This window comes from Cognatishimia sp. F0-27 (assembly GCF_020667845.1).
Lineage (GTDB): Bacteria > Pseudomonadota > Alphaproteobacteria > Rhodobacterales > Rhodobacteraceae > JAFMPQ01.
On sequence record NZ_JAFMPQ010000008.1, the window covers coordinates 1 to 24650 of the forward strand.

Below are 24650 nucleotides of genomic sequence, written 5' to 3' on the forward strand. Positions count from 1 at the left end.
GCCGGGCGCAAAACGGTAGGTGTCGGCCCCTGCCCCGCCTTGCAGAAGGTCGTCGCCGCCAAGGCCGATCAGCGTGTCGTCCTGCTGCGTGCCGGGGATCGTTTCAGGATCAGAAGAACCGGTAATTTCCATAAGAGACCTATAAACTGCAAGAATGTCATCAAGATTTTAGGGTTAAGTATTGGGACCGTTTTAGCAATAGCCATTGCAATGGATGCGGGCCGCTTTCGGGATTTTGCGCGATTGGGATCGAGACGGCAACCGGCGCGCGAAGGGCAGACATTAGCAGGGCGTCACGACCCGCCGCCCGCGAAAAACTCCGCGAAACGCGTCGCGGCGGCGGCGATCGGCAATGGGTGGCTACGCCCCCTCTTGGACCAACGCCCCCCGTCGGAGCGCAGAGGCGGGAGATATCGGCGCGTCAAAACCGGCCTGATGCAGGGTGATTGCACAAAGACGGGCGCCCGGTCTCATTTGCCGGGCAACATTCGGCCACAAACACTTTCGGGCACGTTACCGGACCCGGCTCTGTGCTGTGAGGTGGCATTCCTGGGTGCGTGCGGATTGCCGCCCTCTGTGTGGCGCGGCAATCCTGCGCCGATCGACGCAATCACCATTGGAGTGTCTTGGGGCGGCAAAGCGGCTCAAACGGTCGGCCTCGGCCACGCCTTGCGGCCACATGCCCGCCCTGTGCGCCCGCGCATGACAGGGGGGGGGGCGCTGTGTTCAGTGGCCAGCGCTTGGGCCTGTGCACGCTTGGGCAACCCGCGTTCGGTTCGCATCGGCCGGCGCTGCCTGTCCGCCACGGCAAGCAAGGAACGCGCAGGGCGGCGATGCCTCAGCCCTGCCCGCCCTGATCACTCTCTGCCTATTGGCCAATCTGATCATTGGCCGCCCGGATCATAGGCGCAGCGGAAGCCCACATAGACTGCGTAGAAATCGGCGGGTTTCCACTGCATGCCGCTGATGCGGGTTTGAGCCGGGCCATACCACCAACTGCCCCCGGCGGTGAGCGCGTCCCCGTCCCGACGGTCCGCAAGCCACTCCCAGACATTGCCGCCCATGTCGAAGAGCCCGTTCACGCCCGGTTTGGTGGTGCCGACGGACACATGGCCACGGCGGTTGTTGTTCATACCCTCCGGAGTGTCGCCCACCGGGTAGGCATAGGTCTGCCCTGTCCGAAAACCGCCCTGCGGGGTCGCGCGCCTTTCGGTATAGGCCGCTGCTGCCCATTCCTCGCGCGTGGGCAGGCGACCGTCTTGCGCGGCGCAGAAAGCCTGCGCCTCGTGCCAGGTGACATGTACGGCGGGTTCATCGGGCGCAGCGGGCGTGCCTTGGGGCGCGGCATAGGTCCAGCCGGCGCGGCGCTCCCACCCTGCGCCCCATTCAAAGCCACCGCCCTCACGCTCGGCCGTGGTCTCGGTCCCAGCCTCTGCCAGGTAGGCGGCAAAGGCGCCGACCGTCACTTCGGTTCGGTCGAGGGCGAACCCGTCGAGCGCCACGGGCTCGGCCGACGCCGGCATGCCCATCAGCAACGCGAGCGCCGCGCCAGCCCGGATCAAAGCGCGCGGCCCATGACCCGGGCAAGGCGTTGGGCAAAAGCCGCGGGGTCTTTCGGGGTTTCCCCTTCGACAATCCGGGCCTGGTCGAACAGCAGGTGCGCGGCATCCTTGAGGAGCGCGTCGTCCGCATTGTCCGCGCGACCGGCCAGCCCGGTGATGAGCGCATGAGACGGATTGAGTTCAAGCACGCGCGGCATGCCCTCTTGCAACTGACCATGGCGTTTGAGCAGGCGTTCGAGGTTTACATCCATATCGCCTTCATCGGCGATCAGGCAGACCGGGCTGTCGGTGAGGCGCTTGGAAGGGCGCACGTCTTTGACTGCCTCACCCAGTTCGGCCTTGATCGCGGCGATGAGGCCCGAGAGGTCGGCGTCCTCTGATGCCTCCTCCGCCGGTTTGTCCTCGGCTTTGATCGCATCGAGATCGGCCGCGCCGCGGGTGATGGATCTGAGCGGCTTGCCTTCGAATTCCTGGATGTGCTGCAGCCAGAACTCGTCCACGTGATCGGACAGCAGCAGCACCTCGACCCCCTTGGCCTTGAAGCCTTCCAGATGGGGCGATTGCGCGAGCTTCGCGGCATCCTCTCCCGCGATGTAGAAGATCGCCTCCTGGCCCTCCTTCATCCGTTCGACATAGGCGGCCAGACTGGTCAATCCCTCGTCGCCCGTGGAGTCAAAGCGGCAAACCTCAAGGATACGGTCGCGCAAGGCCGGGTCCTCCACCAGACCCTCCTTCAGCACCGCGCCGAAATTGCCCCAGAACCTCGCATAGTCCTTGGGTGCCTTGTCGGCCTTTTTCTTGAGCTCGCCCAGCACTTTCTTGGTGACTTGCGTCTTGATCTTGGCGAGCTTCGGATCGGTCTGGAGCATCTCGCGGGAGACGTTGAGCGACAGGTCCTGGCTGTCGATCACACCGCGCAGGAAGCGCAGATAAGCCGGGATGAGATCCTTGGTCGTCTCGGAGATGAAGACGCGGTTCACGTAGAGTTTCACATGGCTCTTCCGTTCCGCGTCGAAAAGGTCAAAGGGCTGAACCGAAGGCACGAAGAGCAGGCTTGTATGATTGAGCGTGCCCTCCACCTTGTTGTGCATCACGTGCCAAGGCGTATCGAATGCGTGCGACGCATGCTTGTAGAATTCGGTATATTGATCGTCCGAGATGTCTTTTGCGGGCCGCGTCCACAGCGCTTCAGCCGCGTTCAGGGTCTCTTCGCCAAGTTTGACCGGGAAACTGATATGCTCGGAATAGGTCTTGATGATGCGGCGGATCCGGGCGTCTTCTGCAAATTCGCTGGCGTCCTTCTTGAGGTGCAGCGTGACGGTGGTCCCCGCAGTCTCGCGCGTCGCAGGCGCGATCGTGAAGGATCCCTTGCCGTCGGAAGACCAGAGCCATGCTGCCTCTTCGCCCGCCTTGCGGGTCAGCACCTCCACGTTTTCCGCGACCATAAAGGCCGAATAGAAGCCGACACCGAATTGCCCGATCAGTCCCGGGGCGTCTTTCTCCTCGGCTTTGAGCGCCTCGATGAACGCGCCGGTGCCGGATTTCGCGATGGTGCCCAGGGTTTCAAGAAGATCGGCGTGGCTCATGCCGATGCCATTATCGGAGATCGAGAGGGTTTTCTTGTCGGCCGTGAGCGTGATCGCGAACGCGCCCTCCGGAGCGAGGCTCGAATCCGTCAGCGCCGCATAGCGCCGCTTGTCGCAGGCATCCGACGCGTTGGACACGAGCTCGCGCAGGAACACCTCTCGGTTGGAATAGAGCGAGCCCGCCACGATCTCCAACAGCTGGCCCACTTCGGTCTGAAAGGAAAAAGTCTCTTTCTCAAGCACTTCAGTCATAGCGCACCTCCGATGTCTGTTTGCGGCGAAGATTTAAGCGATGGGCCGCAGGTTTCAACTAGCCCCAGGGACCGGTGTCTTGCGACTGTCTCAGGCGCCCCCGTGGCGCTGCATTCCGCGGAGCACGAAGCTTGCGAAGCTCTGCAATCCGCTTTTCGATGGGCGGGTGTGTGGCAAACAGGCTGTCGACCGCTTGCATGTGCAGCGGGTTGACGATGAACATATGCGCCGTGGCCGGATTGCGCTCCGCCGCAATATTGTCGATCCGGCCTGAAAGTGCCCCGAGGCGCGCGAGCGCGGAGGCCAGCCATTCGGGGTTGCCGCAGATTGCAGCGCCTTCCGCGTCGGCCTCGTATTCGCGGACACGGCTGATCGCCATCTGAACCATGGCCGCCGCCAAGGGCGCGAGAATCATCATCGCAATGGTGCCGATGAGCCCAAGCGGGCGATCCCGCCCGCCACCGAAAAACATGGCAAAATTAGCCAGCATCGACACGGCCCCCGCAAGCGTTGCGGTGATTGTCATGGTCAGCGTGTCGCGGTTCTTGATATGGGCAAGCTCATGGGCGACGACCCCGGCCACTTCCTCGCGCGACATGTTCTGCATCAACCCGCGCGTGACCGCGACGGCCGCGTTTTCCGGGTTGCGGCCCGTGGCGAAGGCGTTGGGCTGATCCGTCTCGATGATGTAAAGCGCCGGCATCGGCAAGCCGGCCCGCCGCGCCATGCTTTCGGTCATCGCCCAAAGCTCCGGCGCGGTGCGTTGATCCACCGCCCGCGCCCCGTGCATGCGCAAGACCGCCTTGTCAGAATTCCAGTAGGCGTAGGTGTTCATGCCCGCGGCGATCACAAGCGCGATGATGAGCCCGGCTTCACCGCCCAGCATCAACCCGACGACTCCCACGAAAGCCGTCATTGCTGCCATCAACAGATATGTGCGTGCCATCGCCTCAAGCCCTTTCGACCACGTCAAAAGGGGATATAGGAATGCAGCCGCCTCTGGACAATGGCCCTGGAATGCAAACGCGTTGCGATCAAAGTGCTGATTTTGCTATAGATAATTCCGCCTTACGTCACGAGGCCGGCTCACGCGCCGTCCTGTGTCAGGGATTTCTTCGGCTTCTCGAAAAGGCGCGGTGCAAGACTGCGGTGCACCTCCTGGAAGTTCGCCGCCTAGCGATTTTTCCTGTGACGGAGAAGCATGGCCCGTCGGCCCAAGGCTGCACGGCTTGGAGCCAGCGAGTCGCGGTCGAGGCGAACCTTGTCTTGCAGCGCGGTGCACGCTTGGACATGCAGATCGAGACGACAAACGCTTCGGGTGATGACCGTGCCACGACGACTTGCATCTTGCGACCTCTTCCAGGGACCGGCCCCGGCGCCAACCCAATGCGGATCGCCAAGATTCCGGAACTCGGCAAGACCACCGGAGAGCACGCGGCCGCGCGCATAGGGCTTACGCCAATCGCTCATGACAGGGGTCCGATGCGCAGCAAACGAGCCATCGGTGGTGGACGCCGGGCGTTGCGGCACGGCGTATTCATGGCACCTCTCGTCGCCCGCGATCACAATCCGGTCCTCAGGACCTTCACCAATCGCCATTGCGAGCGCGGTAGAGCGCACACGCCCGGCATCACCGCCCTTGCTCGAAAGCCCGTCACAATCGCGCACGCGCTCCGTAGAGCCCACCACCCTCGGACCAGACAACGCGCCTGAGAACGATAGCTGCTAGGCGATTGCCTTGGGCAACGCGCGTTGATGATCTTCAGACGCCAAAAGCACCTCGGCCAAACCGACGTGAGCCTGTGATTTTGGCCACGTCACCAGCAATATGGCGCATCCCGCGACCCGATTGCGCTGCAACGTCTCGGAAAGCGTTGCGATTGTTGCACTGTAATGGCGCTCGCTGGGTTTGGAGACGTCGGTCGCAATGTCCACGGGGGCATCGGGCGGCAAACCTTGACCCATGAGGCTGCGGGCCAATCTGGAGGATTGCCGGACCGACATATAGAAAGCTGTCGTCGTTCCCGGTCCTGCCAGTCTCGTGCAATCCGGTGTCGGATCGTCGCCGCACCCGGTTCCGGTCGCAATCACGAGCGTATCGGTCACGCCCCGCTCCGTCAGGCTCCGCCCCAGCGCCGACCCAGCTGCCGTCGCTGCGGTAACGCCCGGCACCAGTTCGACCGCGATACCGGCCTCGCGGGCCGCTTGGATCTCTTCGTTTGCCCGGCCGAAAATGCCCGGATCTCCCGACTTCAAGCGGACCACCCGGCGCCCCTTGCGCGCCTCGGCAACGATCAGCCGATTGATCTTGTCTTGCGGCCACGCGTTTTCGCCCACGTTTTTGCCGACAAAGACCCGTTCGGCATCGCGACGCGCCAGTTCCAGAACGTCCTCGTCAACAAGGCGGTCGTAGAAAACGACATCCGCCTCCTGCAGGCGTTCCACGGCGCGCAATGTCAACAGGTCCCGCGCGCCGGGGCCGGCCCCAACCAACGCGATATGGCCCGGCGCAGGCATGTCAGGTGGGCCTCCATTTGCAATTGCATCCTTTATCGCCAGTGCCGCGTCGCGTTCCTCCCCACGGGTCCAGGCTGCACGGGGTGCGGACTTGAAGACCCAGGCCCACAAAGCCCGGCGCCGGGCGCGTGGCACATGCCGTTCGACACTGGGTCGCAGACGCCCCGCCAAAGCGGCCAACCCGCCAAGATTCTGGGGGAGGACCTGTTCAAGCTTCGTCTTGATCTCGCGCGTCAATACAGGGGCCGTGCCTTCGCTCCCGATGGCAAGAACCACGGGATCGCGATCGACGATGGACGGAGTTGTCAGGTCACACAGATCGGGCTGATCCACAACATTGACCGGACACCGCACCGATTTGGCCAATGCGTGTGCGGCGATGTCGATGGCAGGGCAGCCGGTGCCAACGAATGCCATAGCGGCATCCTCGAAAACCTGCGCCGACAGCTGCCGGACATGCTGCGCGCGCCCTGAATCCGACAGGGCCAGCAGTTCGTCTTCGAGAGCGTCGGCCACGACGACCAGATCGGCATCCGTTTTCAGCATCAAACGGGCCTTCTGCGCGGCTTGCTCTCCGCCGCCGACAATGACGACCCGGCGACCGGTCGTACGAATGAACATCGGGAAGGCTTTCATGCTCTTTCTCCTGTCAGGCGTGGTGAAAAACCGGGATGCGCAAACCAGATATCGCGCGCGGTGGTCTCGGCCTGTGTCTCGCCCAGCGTGTCGAGCGCCAGCGCAGCGGTACCGGTCACGATGTCGACTTCGAAAGCCGTTGGAGGCGCCGCCGCAAGGCTTTGCGCCGATGCGTCCGAGAGGCGACGCACCTCATCGCGTGTGGCGGGATAGGTCGCACACCATGGAGCGGCGTTGCGCAAGCCGAAGGCGGCGGCATCCTTGGCGGGGTTGCGCTCGAACTCGCCCCCACCGCCCTTGATCACGCTCAGGCCATGCCACCCCAAGAGCGCTGCCGCGTCGGCCTGCAGCAAGCGGTAGGACGGGTGAAAGACGCCTTGCACACTGGACGGCGCGCGACCCGGATTGAGCATTCGGCACACCGTGTTGATGCAGGATCGCAAGCCCAGCACACGGCGCAAATCGAGCAATTGGAACAACCGGGGGTGCAACACCTCGAGCGGCATATAGGCGATCCGGTCACGATCGAGCAGGCGCGCGGCGTCCGAGGCATCGCGCGCGACGCCAATGCCAGCATCTGCGAGGCCTGCGCGGACGGCGTTGTCCTGTCCGTTCCAGCCATGCAACAGGACACGGTGCCCTGCCTCAGCGATCAATCGCGCCGAGAGCAGGAACCACGGAACGCCACGCGTGCGGCCCGCTGCGTAACTTGGCCAGTCGAGATCGACAGCAGGCAGCGCTGGTGTGGACGCTTGCGCCGCTGCGGCGAACCCGGCGATCTCTTCCGCCGTTTCCCCCTTCATCCGCATCAGCATGAGAAGGGCCCCGATAGCCTCTGGGGCGCAGCCTTCCTCCAGAATCAGCGTCATCGCGTTCTGCGCTTCATCTCTGGTCAGCGACCGCGCGCGACCCGGGCCGCGTCCAAGTGTGCGCACATGATCCGACAAACTCATTCGGCGGCCTCTCGGCTGTGCACCATCTTGAGAAGCTCTGCGATCTCGGGACGGCATGACCCGCAATTCGTGCCTGCGGCCAGCACTTCGCCGATGCTCTCGACCGTCATCAGGCCCTTGGTTCCAATGGCGTCGACTATCGTGTTGACCCCGACCCCGAAACAGGAGCACAGGACAGGACCCGGGTCGGGCATGTCCGCTGGCGGGCGTCCGGAGAGTGCATTTGCCGCCTCCGTACCCGGCATGTCAGCGAGATAGTCGCGCATCACCGCCACAGGGCGCGGCGCGACAAACAATGCGTGCGCAAGAATGCCATCCCGGTAAAGCGCAACGCGGGCGCTGCCGCGTTTGGCATCGATGATTGAGCAAGCCTCGGCCTCGGGGGCAGAAAAGAGACGTCGTGCCTCGGCTTCCCAATCGTCGACAGGACGATCGCCTGCCAGTTCGGCCCGGTAACCACGCGACGTGCGGGCCAGGGCCCAGTAGGCACAATCAAGGGTCATGGGATCCGATGAAACGGCAAAACCATACCATGCCGCGTCAAACCGCGTAGCATCCACAACGCTGGCCTTGCTTTCGGGCTGGCCTGACACCGGGTCCGTTTCGGCGGCCACAAGCGTGTCGATGCGCGCTGATGGCGCGGTTTCAGCAGTCCAGTGCATCGGCGCAAAGAGCTGCCCGATTTGCACCGCCGGTGTGATCCGGGCGCGCAGAATGCACTTCCCCGTTGGGCTGACAAGTTGCACCAAGTCGGATGCGGCGATGTTCCGGCGCGCGGCATCTTCCGGGTGCATGTCCACGAACGGTTCTGCCAGATGTCCCGACAATCGCGGACTCAACGCGGTGCGTGTCATCGTGTGCCATTGGTCGCGCACCCGCCCGGTGTTGAGGCGGAACGGGAATCGCGGCGATTTTTTCGAAGCGGGCGGTTTCCAGGACACCGCAACCATGCGCGCCCGGCCATCCGGATGGAAAAACCTCCCATCGGCGAAAAAACGACCACCCTTTCGCGTCGTCGTGACGGGCCAGCGCTGTGGCTGGAAACGGGCGTATCCCTGATCGGAGATATCCGCGAAGCCAGAAATATCGAAATCGCGCCCGAATTGCCCTGCCAGGCCAGACAGCGCGGCATATTCGCGAAATATCTCTGCCGGGCTTGCATAATCAAACGCCTTGTCGAACCCCATGCGCCGACCAACATCCGCGAGGATATCCCAGTCCGGTCGTGCCTGCCCGGGGGCCGCCAACACAGCGCGTTGCCGGCTGATCGTGCGGTCGGAATTCGTAACCGTGCCGTCTTTTTCACCCCAGGCAGTGGCAGGCAAAAGCACGTCGGCAAGCCGGGCGGTATCCGTGCGCGCGGTGATGTCGCTGACAACGGTGAAGGGGCATGCCGCGATCGCGTCGCACACAGCATCGGCCTCGGGCATGGACACGGCGGGGTTGGTGTGGATCACCCACAGCGCCTTGATCCTGCCGTCGCCGACCGCGCGGAACATGTCCACGGCCTTCAATCCAGGCGTCTCGGGCAAGGGTGAAGATTCCCAGAACCCGCGCACCGCAGCGCGATGGTCGGCATTTTCGAGATCGAGATGGCAGGCCAGCATGTTGGCAAGCCCGCCCACCTCACGCCCGCCCATGGCGTTGGGCTGCCCGGTGACCGACAGCGGCCCCATGCCCGGCCTGCCGATGCGCCCGGTGGCAAGGTGGCAATTCAGGATCGCATTCACCTTGTCGCTGCCCGAGCTCGACTGGTTCACGCCCTGAGAATAAATCGTCACGACCTTTTCGGTTCGCATCCAGAGATCGCAGAAAGCGCGGATCTCCGTTTCGGTCAGCCCGGTTGGCGCAGCAGTATCGTTTTGCGCGGCATGCAGGGCTTCATCGAAGCCGTTGGTGTGCGCGATGAATGCCTTGTCGAGCGCACCGCCCTCGTAGAGGGTCACCAACAGACGGTTGAACAGGGCAACGTCGCTGCCCGGTTGCAACGCCAGATGCATGTCCGCCCCGTCGCAGCTCGCCGTGCGGCGCGGGTCGATCACGACGATCCTCGTGCCGCGGGTTTTGCGCGCTGCCATGAGCCGCCGATACAGAACCGGGTGGCACCATGCGAGGTTCGACCCGACCAGCACCACAAGGTCGGCCTCGTCGAGGTCTTCATAGGTGCCGGGAACAGTGTCGGACCCAAAGGCGCGCTTGTGGCCCGCCACCGAGGACGCCATGCAAAGCCGGGAATTGGTGTCGATATTGGCCGAGCCAATAAAGCCCTTCATCAACTTGTTCGCGACATAGTAATCCTCGGTCAGCAATTGGCCCGAGACGTAAAAGGCCACGCTGTCCGGCCCGTGCTCTTCAATCGCACGGGAAAACCGCTCAGCGACCCGTTGCAGGGCGCTGTCCCAGCCGACCTCGGCCCCATCCATCTTTGGGGCCAGAAGGCGGTGCTCGAGACCCACTGTCTCGCCCAAGGCTGCGCCCTTCGAACACAGTTTCCCGAAATTTGCGGGATGCTCCGGGTCACCGCGGACAGCCAGACCGTCGCCGTCCGGGCGCAGCAGGACACCACACCCGACCCCACAATAGGGGCAGGTGGAGCGGGTTTCGGGGAGGCTGTTGCCGTCCATCATCAGGCGGCACTCCGTCCGGCCAGGCGGGAGGCATCAATCAGGACGCGCCCCGCTTCGACGCGCACGGCAAAAGTTTCGACGGTTGCATCTTCACCCTTGGCCACGCCGGTGTTGAGGTCGAAAACCCAGTTGTGCAACGGGCAGGTGACGCTTTGGCCGTGCACGATCCCCTCGGAGAGCGGACCGCCTTTGTGCGGGCAGCGGTCGGTCAGGGCAAAGACTTCGTCCTCGGCGGTGCGAAACACGGCCACGCAGCCCAACGCGGTTTTGAGCGTCCGTGCGCCGCGTACGGGGATATCTGTAACAGGTCCAAGGTCGATCCAGCTCATTCCGCGGCCTCCAGGGTCAGGTCTGCAAGGGTTTGGTAGCGGTCCGCTTCTTTGGCGTGTTCCGCCCATGGGTCTTTCCGGTAGATGGATTGGGACAGTTCAAATGCGGCGATCAGGCGGGCGCGTTCTTCCAGATCGTCCACGACGCGGGCCTTGACCCAGTCAAGGCCGACCTTGGCCACCCATTTGTAGGGTCTGTCCAGATACTTGGCGTTTTCGCGATACAGCTGGATGAAGGCGACAGTCAGGTCGATGGCCTCTTCTTCGGTGGGTACATCGGCCAGACGTTCGGTTTGCTTCACATCCATGCCCGCCGCACCCGCAACGCCCACCTGATACCCGCTGTCCACGCAGATTATGCCCACATCCTTGCAGGTTGCCTCGGCGCAATTGCGGGGGCAGCCCGATACCGCCAGCTTGACCTTGTGCGGTGTCCACGACCCCCAGAGCACCTGTTCCAGCTTGATCCCGAGGCCGGTGGAATCCTGCGTCCCAAAGCGGCAGTGATCCGTTCCGACGCAGGTCTTTACCGTGCGCAGCCCTTTGGAATAGGCGTGGCCCGAAACAAGACCAGCCTTGTTCAGATCGGCCCAGATATACGGCAGATCTTCGCCTTTGACGCCAAGCAGGTCGATGCGCTGGCCGCCGGTAACCTTGACGGTCGGCACGTTGTATTTGTCAGCGGCGTCCGCGATGGCGCGCAATTCGGTCGGGTTGGTGATCCCGCCCCACATGCGCGGAACGACGCTGAACGTGCCGTCTTTTTGGATATTGGCGTGTTTGCGTTCATTGACGAACCGGCTTTGCGGGTCGTCCTGATACTCCAGCGGCCAATCGGCCAGCAGGTAGAAGTTCACCGCCGGTCGGCAAACGTGGCAGCCGTTGCGGGTTTTCCAGCCAAGCTCCTGCCAGACGGCCTCCTGGCTTTTCAGCGCCTGACTCTTGATCAGGCGGCGAACGTCCTCGTGTGTCAGGTCACAGCAGCCGCAGATGGGTTGAGCGGCGGGAACCCGGAACGCGTCGCCCAGCGTGACCTGCAGCAGTTGTTCGACCAACCCGGTGCAGGTTCCGCAGGACGCCGAAGCCTTGGTGGTGGCCCGCACAGCGGCCAGATCACCTGCGCCGCCCTCGATGGCCTCGGTGATGGTGCTTTTACAAATGCCGTTGCAGCCGCAAATTTCCGCCTCAGGCGGCAATGCTGCAACGGCTGAGAGAGGGTCCACAGAGGATCCTCCCTGAAAGGCCGGACCAAAGATCAGCGTGTCGCGCATCTCGTCGATGCTTTCGCCGGATTGGATCAGGCCAAAGAACCAGTTCGAGTCCGCCGTATCGCCATACATCACGGCGCCGATCAGCCTGTCGTCTTCAATGACCAGCCGCTTGTAGACCCCGCGTGCGGGATCTCGGAACACGATATCTTCGCGGGTTTCGCCGTCGGCAAAATCGCCCGCGCTGAACAGATCGCAGCCGGTGACCTTGAGCTTGGTCGACAGCGTTTTTTGCCGGAACGCCGTCTCTTGTCCCAGCAGCGTTTGCGCCGCGACCTTGGCCTGATCGTAAAGCGGGGCGACGAGACCAAAGAGCGCGCCCTGATGTTCGACGCATTCCCCGACGGCCATGACATCCGCGTCCGACGTGATCATCTGGTCGTCCACATGGATGCCTTTGCCGACGGCAAGGCCTGCCTCCTGCGCCAGAGCCACGTTCGGGCGGATGCCGACGGCCATGACCAGCAGGTCACAGGGCAGTTCGGTGCCGTCGTCCAGCAGCAATGCGCGGACATGGCCGTCTTGCCCGAGAATTTCCTTCGAGTTCGCCTGCAGCTTGACGGTGATGCCTTTGGCTTCGAGCGACTTCTTGAGAAGATACCCCGCGGCCTCGTCCAACTGACGTTCCATCAGGTGGCCCATGATGTGAACCACGGTGACGTCCACGCCGCGCGCGGCCATGCCGGCTGCGGCCTCCAACCCAAGAAGCCCGCCGCCGATGACAACCACTCGATTGCCCGCGCCCATGGACATCATGCGCTGGGTGTCTTCGAGATCGCGGTATGCAATCACACCTTCAAGGTCACGGCCCGGCAAGGGGATCATGAAGGGAATGGACCCGGTCGCCACAACCAGTTTGTCATAGGGCACATGGCCATGCGCGCCCTCGACCACCTTCATGTCGCGGTCGATCGCCACAACCGGTTCGCCGAAGCGGCAGGTTACGCCATGCTGTGCATACCAGTCTTCGTCATGGGTGACGATTTCCCGATATGTCTTGTCGCCCGCCAGAACCGGGCTCAGCATGATGCGGTTATAGTTTCCCCGTGGCTCGGCATTGAAGAGCGTGATGTCGAATGCGTCCGGGGCGGCTTCCACCAGATGTTCGATCATCCGACCCGATGCCATGCCGGCACCGATGATTACAAGTTTTTCGGTCATGGCTGTTACTCCGCCGCAATTGGCTTGGGTGCAGTTGCCTTGGGCTTGGGTTTTGCGCCGTGCTCGTACTCTTCGAGGAAATCGAGCACCTCCTGCCGATACGTGTAATAGTCAGGGTGCTGGAGCAGCGCTTTTCGGGTCCGCGGGCGTGGCAGGTCGACCTCGGTGATCTTGCCGATCGTGGCCTGCGGCCCGTTGGTCATCATTACCACGCGATCCGCCAGAAGGATCGCCTCGTCCACGTCGTGGGTCACACAGATCGCGGTAACCTTGGTGCGCGACCAGACCTCCATCAGCACTTCTTGCAATTCCCAGCGTGTGAGGCTGTCAAGCATGCCGAAGGGCTCGTCCAGCAAGAGCAGCTTGGGCGACAGCGCGAAGGCGCGCGCGATGCCAACGCGCTGTTTCATGCCGTTTGAGAGTTCCGCCGCTGGCTTGTCCATTGCGTCGGCCAGACCCACGCGTTCGAGGTAGTATTCCACCACGTCCTGACGCTCTTGCCGGGACGCCTTGGGATAGACCCGGTCGGCCCCGACGCTGACGTTCTCCTTGGCAGTCAACCACGGAAACAAGGACGGTGCCTGGAAGACGACGGCGCGCTCGGGGTCTGCGCCTTCGACGTGCCGGCCATCCAGCTTGATCGCCCCCTTGGAGATGTCATTGAGCCCCGCCGCCATGGTCAGCACCGTGGATTTACCGCAGCCCGAATGCCCGATCAGCGATATGAACTCGCCTTTATTGATCTTGAGATCGAAGTTCTCGACCACTGTCAGCGGGCCCTTGGGGGTGGGATAGACCTTGTGCAGCTGAGAGAAGTCGAGGAACCGGCCCTCGATCATGCCTTCCTGTGCCTTCGCCACCGCTGTTGGCACACCATGTATCGGGGTCACGTTTGGCAGCGATCGGCTGCCTTCGACCTTGGCCTCGATGCCAACATCCATCAGGTATTGGGTCACCTCCGCGCGCAGCGCCTTGAAGGTTTCATCGTGGTTCATTTCGGTCCGGTCGCGCGGACGCGGGATCGTCACCTTGAACTCGTCACCAAGCGTGCCGTCAGGGTTGAGCGCGATGATGCGGTCGGCCAGGACAATCGCCTCGTCCACATCGTTGGTGATTAACACGCAGGTTTTCTTGTCCGCTTCCCAGATGCGCTCGATCTCGTCGGCCAGATTGGCGCGCGTCAATGCATCCAGCGCGCTGAGCGGTTCGTCCAACAGCAGAACCTCGGGGTTCATGGCCAGAGCGCGCGCCACGTTCACCCGCTGGCGCATGCCGCCTGAAAGCTCTGCCGGACGTCGCCCGGCAGCGTGACCGAGCCCCACCATTTTTACGTAGTGCTCGACTTTCGCCGCTTTTTCCGACCGGCTCAGACCGGGAAAAATCGCATCGACCGCCAGCCCAACGTTTCCAGTCACAGTCAGCCATGGCATCAGCGAATAGCTTTGAAAGATCACGCCGCGCTCCGGGCCCGGACCGGTGACGGGCTGGCCCTTGAACAGAACCTTGCCCTTCGTCGGCGTGTCCAGCCCCGCAAACATGTTGATCAGCGTCGTCTTGCCGGTTCCGGAAAAGCCCAAGAGAACGAGGAACTCGCCCTCTTTCACTTCAAGCGATATGTCGTTCAGCACATCCGTTTGTGATGGTCCTTCGCCATAGCTTTTCGAGACGCCATCGAGTGTCAGAATACCCATGTTGATTTCCTTTCCTGCGCTACCGCTTTGCTACTGGAGCGTGGGCCTCAACGGTGGTTAGTGAAGGTGAAGAGCGACTGGATCGCGTACATCAGTCGGTCCAGCAGGAAACCAATGATACCAATCGTCAGAACGGCAACCATGATCTTGGCAAGGCTGGACGATGATCCGTTCTGGAATTCGTCCCAGACGAATTTGCCCAGGCCCGGGTTTTGCGCCAGCATCTCCGCTGCGATCAGGACCATCCAGCCAACCCCAAGGCTCAGACGCAGCCCGGTAAAGATCAGCGGCAAGGCCGAAGGCAGCACCAGTTTGGTGATCTTGGTCCAGGTGTTCATTTTCAGCACCTTCGAGACGTTCACCAAATCCTTGTCGATGCTCGACACGCCCAGCGCCGTGTTGATCATTGTGGGCCAGAGCGAACACAGCGTCACCGTGATCGCCGAGTTCAGGAAGGACTTGGCAAAGAAGCCGTCATTTGTCGTGTAAAGCGCCGAGACAACCATCGTGACGATCGGCAGCCAAGCCAGCGGCGAAACCGGTTTGAAAATTTGAATGATCGGATTCAACGCAGCATTTGCGGTTGGTGACAGACCGGCAGCAATCCCCAGCGGGATGGCCACAGCCGACGCGATGAGAAAACCGAAGAACACCGTCTGGATCGACGTCCAGATCTGTGCGTAGTAGCTCGGCGCGCCGGTATAGGCGCGTTCGACGGGCTCTTTGCCCTGTTGGATGCGGCGCTCGTTCAGTTGCGCGACCTGTGCTTCGAACTTCTCACGGCTTTCGACCTTGGCCACCGCGTCTTGGTGCAGGTTCACGGCTTCGGTCCAGACCTGAGCAGGCCCCGGAACGGCCCCCAGAGATGTCTGCACGGTTGGCGCCAGCGTGGCCCAGAGCGTCAGGAAGCCAGCAATGGCAAGCAGCGGAACCCCGAGAAGGCGCCAGATCTCGCTCATTTGCGCCCGTGGATTGTCACCGGCAGCGGCTTTCAGGATGGGGGTGAGCCAACTGAGGCCAAGCACCTGAAACCAGCGATCAGCCTTGTTGATGCGGGTGAAAAGACGCGCCTTGCGCGCGTCGCGCTCGGCATCTGTGATCTGAGAGGGGTCAATGGCGGTCATGATCTTGTCCAGCGGTTTTGCTGCATGGCAGCGTGAATCGGGTGCGTGCGTTCGAGGGAGCGACTTGGGCGTGCTGCACATCCGCGCCGCATGATCGGTGCACGGAGGATCCCTTGTTGCTGCCGGCGCAAAGCGCGTGCGCCAGCAGCACTTTCAGGACGTTCAGCCCTGGATTTCGTTGCCGATGACCTTTTGGTCACCTTTCAGGCCAATCGGCAGGCTTTCGAGATAGGCGTTGGGTTGGCGGCCGTCATAGGGGATGCCGTCAATGATATCGAACGCGGGCGTCGGTTCTTTGAAACCATCGCTCTCCCAGGGGAAATCGGCTTCATTCGCCAATCCCTCGTCCACCAGCAAACGCGCCGCCTCGAGATAGATGTCCGGGCGATAGACGCTTTTGGCGACCTCGAAATACCATTCGTCCGGCTTGCCATCGGCGATCTGGCCCCAGCGGCGCATCTGCGTCAGATACCAGATGGCGTCGGAATAGAACGGATAAGTCGCGTTGTAGCGGAAGAACACGTTGAAATCGGGGATATCGCGTTTGTCACCCTTTTCGAATTCGAAAAAGCCGGTCATCGAATTGGCGATCACGTCGTAATCAGCGCCCACATATTCCGGACGGCTCAGAATTTCGACCGCCGCGGGACGGTTGGCGTTATCGTTTTCGTCCAGCCAGATGGCGGCACGGATCAGTGCCTTCACGAGGGCTTTTGTCGTGTTCGGGTTCGCATCCGCGAATTCCTTGGTGATGCCGAACACCTTCTCGGGATTGTTTTTCCACATCTGGTAGTCGGTAATGACCGGCACGCCGATGCCTTTGAAAACCGCTTGCTGGTTCCATGGCTCGCCGACGCAATACCCGTGAATGGTGCCCGCTTCGAGCGTGGCTGGCATTTGCGGCGGCGGCGTCACTGACAGAAAAACATCGGCACCGATTTGTCCTGTGATGTTTTCAGGGCTGTAGAAGCCGGGCTCAAGCCCTCCGGCGGCCAACCAGTAGCGCAGCTCGTAATTGTGCGTGGAGACCGGGAACACCATGCCCATGTTGAAGGGTTCGCCTTTTGCGCTGAATTCTTCGACCACGGGCTTCAGTGCGGCCGCGCTGATCGGGTGCTGAGGGCGGCCATCGTCCATGGTGGGAATGTTTGGCTTCATCATTTCCCAGACTTCGTTCGACACCGTGATGCCGTTGCCGTTCAGATCCATCGAGAAGGGCGTTATGATATGCGCTTCGGTGCCGAAACCGATGGTGGCGGCCAATGGCTGGCCTGCCAGCATGTGCGCGCCGTCAAGTTGTCCGTCGATCACACCGTCAAGAAGCACCTTCCAGTTGGCTTGCGCTTCAAGCGTCACAAACAGGCCTTCGTCGAGGAAATAGCCCTGCTCATATGCCACCGCGAGCGGAGCCATATCGGTCAGCTTGATAAATCCGAAGGTCAGTTCGTCCTTTTCCAGATCCAGCAGTTCTGCCGCTGCCGGACCGGCCAATGCCGTCGCAGTTGCGAGACTGATCAGCACGTTTTCCATCCTCGTTCCTTTCTTTGGACCGGGCGCGGGAGGATAACGCACCGGCAAACGCAAAAAAGCCGCAGCATGCACGTCGGGAGGCGACGCGATGCGAGCGGCTTTGCTCAGAGATCCCAGTCATAGGGAGAATTCGGTACGGGCTACGCCATTGCAGACCGGTATTACAGTGATGCACGACGGAGCGGCTGGTCTCAAAGAAAAAATGCGCAGAAAGCCTTGTGACGGGCGGCAACATGCTGCGTTGCAGCAATTCTGCTCAAAAAACGTTCACTTCTGCGGGCTCGGGTCGAATAGTTGGCCATCAAAAAACGCATCCGGCAACAGGGTCATCTGTCCGCGGGTCGAGGCAACGGCGGTTGGATGCCGAATCGCGCCTTCCAGTTTTTCCGACGCGCCGGGCATGTCCGCGCCGATCTGGGCGAGGTGCTGACGATAGAGATCAGAGCGGAACACACGCGCAGCTTCGTCAAGTGACACCGAAGACCCGCCGCCAAGTCTTTCCTGCAACCGAGTGGCGATCCACTTGGCCTGACTACGCCATGGAAAGGTTGCCGCACCGCGGTGAAAGCAGAGGAAATCCTCGACATTCCGCAGATCACCATCGCGGGTAACCGTCAGGTGACCCCTCAATGCACGGTCGATCAGTTCCGGCGAGATATCCAGATACGCCTTGCGCGACAGTATCTCGCCTGCGGTCGTCCGGCTATGTTGCTTGGACAGCCAACGGCCTGCTTGCCAAACCGCGCGCATCAATCGTCCCAGGAGGTCTGGCTCATTGTCGGCCCAGTCGGTGCGCGCGGCCAAGACCTTTTCAGGGGCGAAGCCCCAGATCGCCTTGCCGGGCAGTAAGAGTGCTCCCGCTCCCTGATCAACCGCAACCGATCCCCATGGCTCGCCCACGCAGAACGCATCCACATCGCCAGCCGCCAGCGCATCAGCCATCAAAGGGGGCGGCACGGTCCTGATTTCGATACCACCGATGCCAAGGGCGGATCGGCCGCACCAGTAACGCAAAAGCTCCACATGTATTGAAAAGGGGAACGGGACACCGAACACGATTGGCCCGTCCCGGACGGACGCCAAAGCTTCGGCAGCCCGGTAGGGATCGTGAAAATCAAAACCGAAACCTGCGTCACGCAGTCTTGCCTCCAGCGTTCGGCCGACCCCAATGACATTGCCGTTGACCGACAGAACAGAAACTGCCGAAATCGGTGTGCTTACGCCGCCCAGCCCCATTGCCATTGCGACCGCGACCGGAGAGAGAAGATGCGCTGCATCGACTCGCCCGAAGGCCAGCATGTCCCGCACCGAAGACCACGAAGGCGCGGCGATCAGGTCGAGATTGATGCCTTCGGTCTCGGCAAACCCCATTTCCTGCGCGATGATGACCGGGGCTGCGTCGACCAGCGGCATATAGGCCAGGGGCACGTTGACCGTCTTCATCCCAATAGTCCCGCAGCGGTCACGAGCGCTTCAGCCACGTCCGCGACCCGCCGTCCCTGATCCATCGCTGTCTTGCGCAGCAATGCATAGGCTGCGTCCTCGTCGAGACCTTTGGCTTTCATCAAAAGACCCTTGGCGCGATCGATAACCTTGCGCTCCTCGAGCGCACGGCGTGTCTCGGCCAACTCAGTGCGAATCTGGCGCACCATCTGAAAGCGCGCGATGGCTGTATCTATGACGGCTTTGATCCGCTCGGGCTGCAGGCCATCCACCACATATGCCGAGACCCCTGCCTCAACCGCCGTTTTCGCCAGCCCCCCTGCGGCTCCGGACACGAACATGGCCACGGGACGTTCCAAAGGACCGGAGGCCAGCGTCAGTTCCTCCAGAATGTCCCGGGTCGGATTATCGATATCGATCAGCACGATATCCGGCTCGTGCACGGCGATCTTTCGGGCAAGCCCGGAGGAATTGCCGATCACGAAAACCCGACAATCGGCTCCTGCCCTCAGCGCATCCACAATGGCTATTGCACGGTCGCGGTCGTCTTCAACGACAACCACAGTCAGTTCTCTCGTCATACAGGCCATTGGCTCAGAACCGTTTTCAGGAGCAAGTCTGATGAGAAAACTTGGCGCAGCTTTTTCGTATCAAGCCAGACAAGCAGCGCATTTGCTCAAAAAGAAGGCGCTCGCGACAGATTGCGACGTATCCTGAGGGTCGCGACGATGCGTCAAGGCAACCAAGCCATACCCTGAGCCACGCGAATGATGGCCATGTGGTTCCTCGGTTTTCTTGGAGTCAGGATTCATAACCTGTAGATGACGGTAGCCACAAGAACGATGGCAGAGAGAAACACCTCTGGGCAGCGGTCATAAAGGAACGCCCCCAGCAGTGAAGGGAGCGTTTCCGTCAGATAAGAGGGTATCAATTATTGTAGGTATAGAAATTCCACCGTCAGACATCGTATACCCCCCTTTACGCGAGGGTCAGGACCCATTGATTTCCGGGAAGTTGCATGATTCACGGCTGGAAAAACGAGTGGTGACATGTCTGATCTTTTCTGGTTGAGCGATGCGCAGATGGCGCGTTTGAGGCCCTATTTTCCAAAGTCCCACGGCAAACCCCTCGTTCGGCGCCTGGTCCCGCGCGGCATCGAGTTGGGCATGCAGAGCCCGCCCCGTCATACGAAACTCGATCAACGCAACCCCGGGCGTCAGTGCTGGTTCAGGCGTGGCGGTAGCTGGCGGGGCAGCCAGGATCAAAGCGGACTTGCCGACGGCACAAGTGGACAGGTCGTGCCGCGGCACTTCTATGACGGCATCTTGCGGCGCTGTGAACGGCGACGTAGAGCCTATCGCCTACTGCGTGATCCCACGCAAGAGCGCCACCGCGGCGTCACGTACGGACTCGGCATTATGGAGCGGAACCGCTTCGGCGGCTTCATGGGCGGCCATACGGGCTTCGACCGCCGCCCAACGGAGCTGCAGGACATCCATCTGGGTCAAGCTGCTGCCAGCCTTCGCGCGCTTTTGAATTTCCGAGTTGAACGCCGGTGAGATGAACTCACGGAACATCTTCGACTGAGTGTCTTGTGCAGTCTCGCGCTCTATCGCGTCCAGCCTCTCAAGGCGCTCGGGTGCCATCTGCTCCCGCAGACCATCCTCGACCATGCCACGCAAGACGAATGTCTCTAGGCGATTGCGGCGCGCCTTTTCCACGGTAAGGCTTCCATCCATACGCTCGACCATCCGCCCGCGGCGGACCGTATCCACACAGCGCGGCAATTCGGCCTTGAAAAAGGCTGCCACTTCCACTGCGGGCAGATCGACATGAAGGTCCTGGTCGAGCATTTGGTCCATGAGTGCAGTCACTTGCACGCACAACTTAGTCGCTAAAGCTCGATCCGTCGTCCCCAGCGATACCATCACGGGCACGGTATATGTGGATAACCCCGGCAAACGCCTGCGGAAATAGAATCGTCCCCGCCTCGTGCAGAGAAATGGAACTGTCGCCATGACAACCGCCCTTCACGTCGGTCATCACCACGGAACGTCCAGGGCCGACGGCAGGAAGGTCGTGTAACCTTCTGTGTGAACGCACGTGTAACCTGCGCCCCGACCCTACTGAGCCGGAAAAGACAAGCGTCTGAGATATGAGGGACTTTCGGAGTTACTGGCTGGGGTGGTAGGATTCGAACCTACGGTGCGCGGTACCAAAAACCGGTGCCTTACCACTTGGCTACACCCCAACCGTGAGCGGGCTTTTACGACTTGTCCCAGCGAGGATCAAGACCCATCTGGTGCAAATTTTTGCCCATCCGCAGCACGACATGTAACCGCGTTATTGCGTCCCCAGCGGCTGCTCCATATCGGCCAATGCATATTGTGCGCGTCCGGCACGCTTGGCTGCGTAAAGTGCTTGATCGGCTTGTTCAAGCGCTTCGTTGGCGGGTTTTCGGCCCTCGGCATCAACAGCGATCCCTATGCTTGCGGAGACTTCGAGGCTCACGCCCTGAAACGGGATCGGGCGCTCCATCATTGCGATCATGGTCGCCGCCTTGCTGGCGAGCCGATCGCGCTGAACGGCGTTGGGAAACACGATCACGAATTCATCGCCACCAATACGTGCAACGAGATCGTCCTTGCGCGTAAGCTCAAGCATGATTCGAGACACGACCTGAAGCACATGGTCACCGGCCGCATGGCCGTAGGTATCGTTCACATGTTTGAAGAAATCGAGGTCGATATGCATGATGGCGAAAGGGTTGCCCGCCCGATCGATCCTCTTCAGCATTGCGTCCAGCGCACGCCGGTTCTGCAGGCCGGTGAGCGTGTCACTATGCGCCCGCGCCTCTGCTTCGTCCTTGGCCCCCTGTAACCGTCTGTTAAGCCGCCGCGAGGACGACATCGCCGCACTGTTTGCTTCCACCAGGTAGAGCAATTCGATGGCGAGATCCGTTGGTGCAAAATCAGCGTTGTTGAGGGAGAAGGCCCGCACGCCCTGACTGACAGCGAAGCCGAACGAAATGTTGATCAGGCTGCCAGTGTCATCCAGCGGAACCACATGGCCCTTGAGCGGGATTGGTGGCCCGCCCCTCAATGTCAGATGCAATTTGCGCCCAACGGCGCAGGCCATTTCCGCAACGGAGTCGACGGAGCGCGGACGCGAAAGGAGAAAGGTGTCAAAGAATTGCTCACCGCACGGATCGCGGCCCAGCATCTTGCAGAGCGTCGGTCCTGCCTGCTTGATTGTACCGTCATTCAACACGATGACATGCATTGGGCACAGGCTATGCAGCGCCGTTGCAGGGATCGTCATGCCCGCGCCTCCTGTCGCCGTGTTTCCGTGCCGCCCTCTTCGCTGCCGGCAAGATCGAACGAGCGGCCTTCTGCGAAGGATGTTTCGACAAGGGTGATTTCAATCCGCTCCGCCCCCTGGAAACCATCAGAGTAGTCGAGCAACGCCAGCGTCCCGTAATCGTCGGCCATGGCGCGCAGCAAACCCACCAGCACATGACCGAAACCCGGCAGGCCTTCTCCAATCCTGAGCGAGAAATGCGCCGGGCCATGTTCACGCAACTCCAGATCCGGCAGATCGAGGTCCGAAACAGCCAGTCTCGTCCGGTCGGGCAGTTCATCGAGAGAATGCAGGAAATCAATGAAATCGACGCCCCCAAATCGAAGCAGGCGCCGCAGTCCTTCACAATTCGGGTGGGAGACGAGATACAAGCCAAGATCTTCAAGAAACGCCTCGGGCGGCTTGCCAAGCTCTTGCGGGACATGGCTGAGCAATTGATCAAACACCTGCGGTTCATAGTGCAGCATGGCTTCGAACGTCGTCGTCCCAAGCTCGGCGTTGTCCGCCAGCCTTTCCCAATCTGCCTGCCCATGAGTATCGCGGACAAACATCTCGAATGTACGCAGGATCAAGCCATGCATCGTGTATGCGCCTCTTGTAATGCTCAAACGATGAGGCACGGATCTTAATTTTCGGGTAAAGTCTTCAATTGATCGGAAAAAATTCGATCCCGCCCAAGAAAAGTGATTTGCGGGTGCTGGGTGCGATCACCGCCTCACCCTCGCGCAGGCGGCCCAAAACACTTGCGGGAACGCTCGAAATCGCGGCATCGTCATTGATGGTGGCGACCCGGCCAATATGTTCGAACTGCCCGTCCGGATTACGGGCAACCAACCACAGTCTCACATCCCCATCCTCGTCGACAGCAAACAGAATGGCCTGTTCCGTCTCGGCCGCACCAAACTCACCAAAGTAAAGCGCACAGCCCGGCACCCCCTGCACATCGATCCGGCAACCGGACGCGAGTTCTTGGCGCAAGAAGATGGAAAGCCCTTCAAGATTATCTGGCATGACGGAACGCCCGACGGGATAAACCGCCAACTGCGCGGCAATATCCTCGACATCCGCAATCGGTTGACGGCGCCCGGTCATTGTCCTTTCGATCTCTGCAACAAGGTCAGGACGCTCGGTCCTCAGAGCGGCAACTGAGCGCGCACCTGCGACGCCCCAGTCCTGCGCCATTGCCCGCAATGGAATGCCAGAAGCGTCGGTCTGTTGCAGGGCGCGTTGCAACTGGTCTCGGGCGGCGATCTGTTCGGGATGGATCAAGGGGGTGAACCATGACAGTGCAAAAAGCACAGTGGCCAGACTCAACCAGATATTTGCTTGTCGGAGGCGCTCAGGCCATCGCGACCGCCACAGCACGATCACCGCGTAGGCAAGCCCGTGCGCGGCGCTCACGCCAGCAAGCGCCGTTGCAATGAGGCGCGCAGGCGTCCAGCCGTATTGCCCGACCCGCAATGCAATGGCCCAAAGCGCAAGTCCCGCCAGCACCGGTGTCGCCACAGCAAGGGCTGCCGTCACCATGCGCATCCCCTGCCCCGACACCTCCCGCTCGGGACCGCGATCCAGCGCGATGGTCACCAAAGTGATCGCGGCAAAGGCAAACGCGATAAGGCTGGCAGCGGGTGAAAGCCCCGCAAGCAACCCGTCCCATCCGCGCACGGGCAGCATAACAAGGAAAACCGCCACGACCGTAAGCACAACCGGCGCCAGCAGCCGCAGCAAACGCAAGAGCAGGTCCGGCGCCATCATGGCAGAGAGCGCGTTGGTCACCGCAAGCGCCAGCCCGAAGACAGCTCCCGTCAGCATGGCCACAAACCAGTCGGTGGCCGTCAGGACGTCGAAAAGTGCCAGGCCCACGATTTGCAACAAAGCATCCGACAGCAGCACCAGCGCCCAGAACAGCGCAACGAACAGCGCCGCGCCGGCATAGCGGATCAGGATACGCCAACTGTGATCGAACAAGCGCGCATAGTCGCGCCAACCACCGCGCCGTTCGATCGCGGCGGCGGCAAACGGTGTCGAGACAAGCAGGACGCTGGCATAGGCCGCCAGAGGGTAGCCGAGCGCAAGATAGCCTTCGACATGGGCATGACGGAATGACCCAAGCCAGAACATCATGCCCAGACCACCCCCGATCGCGAGCGAGGGTACCACCGCCCGCCTGAGCGGCGCGGGTCCGACCAAAGCCAAAAGCACGGCAAAGCCGGCAAACGCCACGCCGGACAGCCCGAGAATATCGCGATCCGGGCGCAGCCCACGCGATCCCGCCTCGATCAGCGCCCAGCCGCACAAGCCCGCGAGCGCCCCCAACGCGGTCAACATGACGTAGAGCGTCCGGTCATTGTCTTGTGTCAAAAGGCTCTCCTTTGTTGACAGCCGAACGCGCGGAAGAAGGCAGCACCCGCTCAGTCGGACATCTATGGAAAGTGTCACCTCAAGCACCTTACCTGCAAGGTCGGGTTTCCCGCCGCTGGAATACACCGTTCGGGTGATCCGCCCGCGCATAACGACGGGCCTTTCCCGCCCTGTCGGTGACATCTACGGGACGCGCTCTTTGATCTGACGCGGTCCCTTCGGAGCCCCGGCGGTTTGTCCGCTGTGAATG

The 24650-nt window shown here is 61.5% G+C and carries 18 protein-coding genes, 1 tRNA gene and 2 pseudogenes; 2 read left to right on the forward strand and 19 right to left on the reverse strand.

Translation table 11 applies throughout. From position 1 onward, the window contains the following. The 4 genes and pseudogenes from J1C49_RS21915 to htpX all read right to left on the reverse strand — a co-directional run. A pseudogene (locus J1C49_RS21915) lies at positions 1 to 132 on the reverse strand (calcium-binding protein); the annotation flags it as partial. 752 nt (positions 133 to 884) lie between these two features. Further along, a complete protein-coding gene (locus J1C49_RS06005; RefSeq protein ID WP_227444907.1) occupies positions 885 to 1562 on the reverse strand; it encodes a formylglycine-generating enzyme family protein in 678 nt (225 codons plus the stop codon). Next, positions 1559 to 3400, reverse strand: a complete 1842-nt coding sequence (gene htpG / locus J1C49_RS06010; protein ID WP_227444908.1) for a molecular chaperone HtpG — start codon at positions 3398 to 3400, stop codon at positions 1559 to 1561. Before htpG ends, J1C49_RS06005 begins: the two co-directional genes overlap by 4 nt. 58 nt (positions 3401 to 3458) lie before the next feature. Next, positions 3459 to 4346 (reverse strand): zinc metalloprotease HtpX, encoded by an 888-nt coding sequence (gene htpX / locus J1C49_RS06015; RefSeq protein WP_227444909.1) that lies wholly within the window; start codon positions 4344 to 4346, stop codon positions 3459 to 3461. Between the two features lie 344 nt (positions 4347 to 4690). Here htpX and J1C49_RS21920 point away from each other — a divergent pair, with 344 nt between their 5' ends. After that, positions 4691 to 5113, forward strand: a complete 423-nt coding sequence (locus J1C49_RS21920; protein WP_227445009.1) for a transposase — start codon at positions 4691 to 4693, stop codon at positions 5111 to 5113. 12 nt (positions 5114 to 5125) lie between these two features. Here J1C49_RS21920 and cysG read toward each other — a convergent pair whose 3' ends face one another. The 10 genes from cysG to J1C49_RS06070 form a co-directional block, all read right to left on the reverse strand. Further along, positions 5126 to 6553 (reverse strand): siroheme synthase CysG, encoded by a 1428-nt coding sequence (gene cysG / locus J1C49_RS06025; RefSeq protein WP_227444910.1) that lies wholly within the window; start codon positions 6551 to 6553, stop codon positions 5126 to 5128. After that, positions 6550 to 7506, reverse strand: a complete 957-nt coding sequence (locus J1C49_RS06030) for a glycosyl transferase family protein (RefSeq protein ID WP_227444911.1) — start codon at positions 7504 to 7506, stop codon at positions 6550 to 6552. The genes cysG and J1C49_RS06030 overlap by 4 nt, the downstream gene beginning before the upstream one ends. Beyond that, the gene (locus tag J1C49_RS06035; RefSeq protein WP_227445010.1) at positions 7503 to 10130 is read right to left on the reverse strand and encodes a nitrate reductase; all 2628 of its coding nucleotides are present in this window, start codon (positions 10128 to 10130) and stop codon (positions 7503 to 7505) included. Before J1C49_RS06035 ends, J1C49_RS06030 begins: the two co-directional genes overlap by 4 nt. Before the next feature lie 2 nt (positions 10131 to 10132). Further along, on the reverse strand, positions 10133 to 10462 hold the full coding sequence (gene nirD, locus J1C49_RS06040) for a nitrite reductase small subunit NirD (RefSeq protein WP_227444912.1): 330 nt from the start codon (positions 10460 to 10462) through the stop codon (positions 10133 to 10135). Continuing rightward, positions 10459 to 12891, reverse strand: coding sequence for a nitrite reductase large subunit NirB (nirB, locus tag J1C49_RS06045; RefSeq protein ID WP_227444913.1), 2433 nt, complete (start codon positions 12889 to 12891; stop codon positions 10459 to 10461). Before nirB ends, nirD begins: the two co-directional genes overlap by 4 nt. Positions 12892 to 12896: 5 nt before the next feature. After that, a complete protein-coding gene (locus tag J1C49_RS06050; RefSeq protein WP_227444914.1) occupies positions 12897 to 14582 on the reverse strand; it encodes an ABC transporter ATP-binding protein in 1686 nt (561 codons plus the stop codon). Between the two features lie 47 nt (positions 14583 to 14629). Continuing rightward, the gene (locus J1C49_RS06055; RefSeq protein WP_227444915.1) at positions 14630 to 15706 is read right to left on the reverse strand and encodes an ABC transporter permease; all 1077 of its coding nucleotides are present in this window, start codon (positions 15704 to 15706) and stop codon (positions 14630 to 14632) included. A 162-nt stretch (positions 15707 to 15868) separates the two neighbouring features. Further along, positions 15869 to 17236: a CmpA/NrtA family ABC transporter substrate-binding protein gene (locus J1C49_RS06060; protein ID WP_227444916.1), complete on the reverse strand. Its 1368-nt coding sequence runs from the start codon at positions 17234 to 17236 to the stop codon at positions 15869 to 15871. A gap of 267 nt (positions 17237 to 17503) precedes the next feature. Beyond that, positions 17504 to 18679 carry an ABC transporter substrate-binding protein gene (locus tag J1C49_RS06065; protein ID WP_227444917.1) on the reverse strand — a complete coding sequence of 392 codons (1176 nt, stop codon included), beginning with the start codon at positions 18677 to 18679 and terminating at the stop codon, positions 17504 to 17506. Next, complete coding sequence (locus tag J1C49_RS06070) at positions 18676 to 19260, reverse strand: ANTAR domain-containing response regulator (RefSeq protein ID WP_227444918.1); 585 nt, start codon at positions 19258 to 19260, stop codon at positions 18676 to 18678. Before J1C49_RS06070 ends, J1C49_RS06065 begins: the two co-directional genes overlap by 4 nt. A 468-nt stretch (positions 19261 to 19728) precedes the next feature. Between J1C49_RS06070 and J1C49_RS21925 the strand changes: the two are divergent. Continuing rightward, a pseudogene (locus J1C49_RS21925) lies at positions 19729 to 19812 on the forward strand (IS5/IS1182 family transposase); the annotation flags it as partial. A 228-nt stretch (positions 19813 to 20040) separates the two neighbouring features. On the opposite strand, the gene J1C49_RS06075 reads toward J1C49_RS21925, so the two are convergent. From J1C49_RS06075 to J1C49_RS06095, 5 genes are all read right to left on the reverse strand, one after another. Further along, complete coding sequence (locus tag J1C49_RS06075; protein WP_227445016.1) at positions 20041 to 20541, reverse strand: hypothetical protein; 501 nt, start codon at positions 20539 to 20541, stop codon at positions 20041 to 20043. A gap of 314 nt (positions 20542 to 20855) precedes the next feature. Continuing rightward, a tRNA-Gln gene (locus tag J1C49_RS06080) sits at positions 20856 to 20930 on the reverse strand. A gap of 92 nt (positions 20931 to 21022) precedes the next feature. Beyond that, entirely contained in the window at positions 21023 to 22000 is a 978-nt protein-coding gene (locus J1C49_RS06085; protein ID WP_227444919.1) for a GGDEF domain-containing protein, read from the reverse strand. Next, the gene (locus tag J1C49_RS06090; RefSeq protein ID WP_227444920.1) at positions 21997 to 22620 is read right to left on the reverse strand and encodes a heme NO-binding domain-containing protein; all 624 of its coding nucleotides are present in this window, start codon (positions 22618 to 22620) and stop codon (positions 21997 to 21999) included. Before J1C49_RS06090 ends, J1C49_RS06085 begins: the two co-directional genes overlap by 4 nt. Positions 22621 to 22684: 64 nt before the next feature. Further along, entirely contained in the window at positions 22685 to 24400 is a 1716-nt protein-coding gene (locus tag J1C49_RS06095; RefSeq protein ID WP_227444921.1) for a DUF4153 domain-containing protein, read from the reverse strand. Positions 24401 to 24650: the final 250 nt, after the last annotated feature.

What these genes read in the sequence shown, in the direction of transcription:
- htpG (WP_227444908.1), bottom strand. Translation starts at nt 3,400, where the DNA reads ATGACTGAAGTGCTTGAGAAAGAGACTTTTTCCTTTCAGACCGAAGTG.
- htpX (WP_227444909.1), bottom strand. Translation starts at nt 4,346, where the DNA reads ATGGCACGCACATATCTGTTGATGGCAGCAATGACGGCTTTCGTGGGA.
- J1C49_RS21920 (WP_227445009.1), top strand. Translation starts at nt 4,691, where the DNA reads ATGCAGATCGAGACGACAAACGCTTCGGGTGATGACCGTGCCACGACG.
- cysG (WP_227444910.1), bottom strand. Translation starts at nt 6,553, where the DNA reads ATGAAAGCCTTCCCGATGTTCATTCGTACGACCGGTCGCCGGGTCGTC.
- J1C49_RS06030 (WP_227444911.1), bottom strand. Translation starts at nt 7,506, where the DNA reads ATGAGTTTGTCGGATCATGTGCGCACACTTGGACGCGGCCCGGGTCGC.
- J1C49_RS06035 (WP_227445010.1), bottom strand. Translation starts at nt 10,130, where the DNA reads ATGGACGGCAACAGCCTCCCCGAAACCCGCTCCACCTGCCCCTATTGT.
- nirD (WP_227444912.1), bottom strand. Translation starts at nt 10,462, where the DNA reads ATGAGCTGGATCGACCTTGGACCTGTTACAGATATCCCCGTACGCGGC.
- nirB (WP_227444913.1), bottom strand. Translation starts at nt 12,891, where the DNA reads ATGACCGAAAAACTTGTAATCATCGGTGCCGGCATGGCATCGGGTCGG.
- J1C49_RS06050 (WP_227444914.1), bottom strand. Translation starts at nt 14,582, where the DNA reads ATGGGTATTCTGACACTCGATGGCGTCTCGAAAAGCTATGGCGAAGGA.
- J1C49_RS06055 (WP_227444915.1), bottom strand. Translation starts at nt 15,706, where the DNA reads ATGACCGCCATTGACCCCTCTCAGATCACAGATGCCGAGCGCGACGCG.
- J1C49_RS06060 (WP_227444916.1), bottom strand. Translation starts at nt 17,236, where the DNA reads ATGGAAAACGTGCTGATCAGTCTCGCAACTGCGACGGCATTGGCCGGT.
- J1C49_RS06065 (WP_227444917.1), bottom strand. Translation starts at nt 18,679, where the DNA reads ATGAAGACGGTCAACGTGCCCCTGGCCTATATGCCGCTGGTCGACGCA.
- J1C49_RS06070 (WP_227444918.1), bottom strand. Translation starts at nt 19,260, where the DNA reads ATGACGAGAGAACTGACTGTGGTTGTCGTTGAAGACGACCGCGACCGT.
- J1C49_RS06075 (WP_227445016.1), bottom strand. Translation starts at nt 20,541, where the DNA reads ATGGACCAAATGCTCGACCAGGACCTTCATGTCGATCTGCCCGCAGTG.
- J1C49_RS06085 (WP_227444919.1), bottom strand. Translation starts at nt 22,000, where the DNA reads ATGACGATCCCTGCAACGGCGCTGCATAGCCTGTGCCCAATGCATGTC.
- J1C49_RS06090 (WP_227444920.1), bottom strand. Translation starts at nt 22,620, where the DNA reads ATGCATGGCTTGATCCTGCGTACATTCGAGATGTTTGTCCGCGATACT.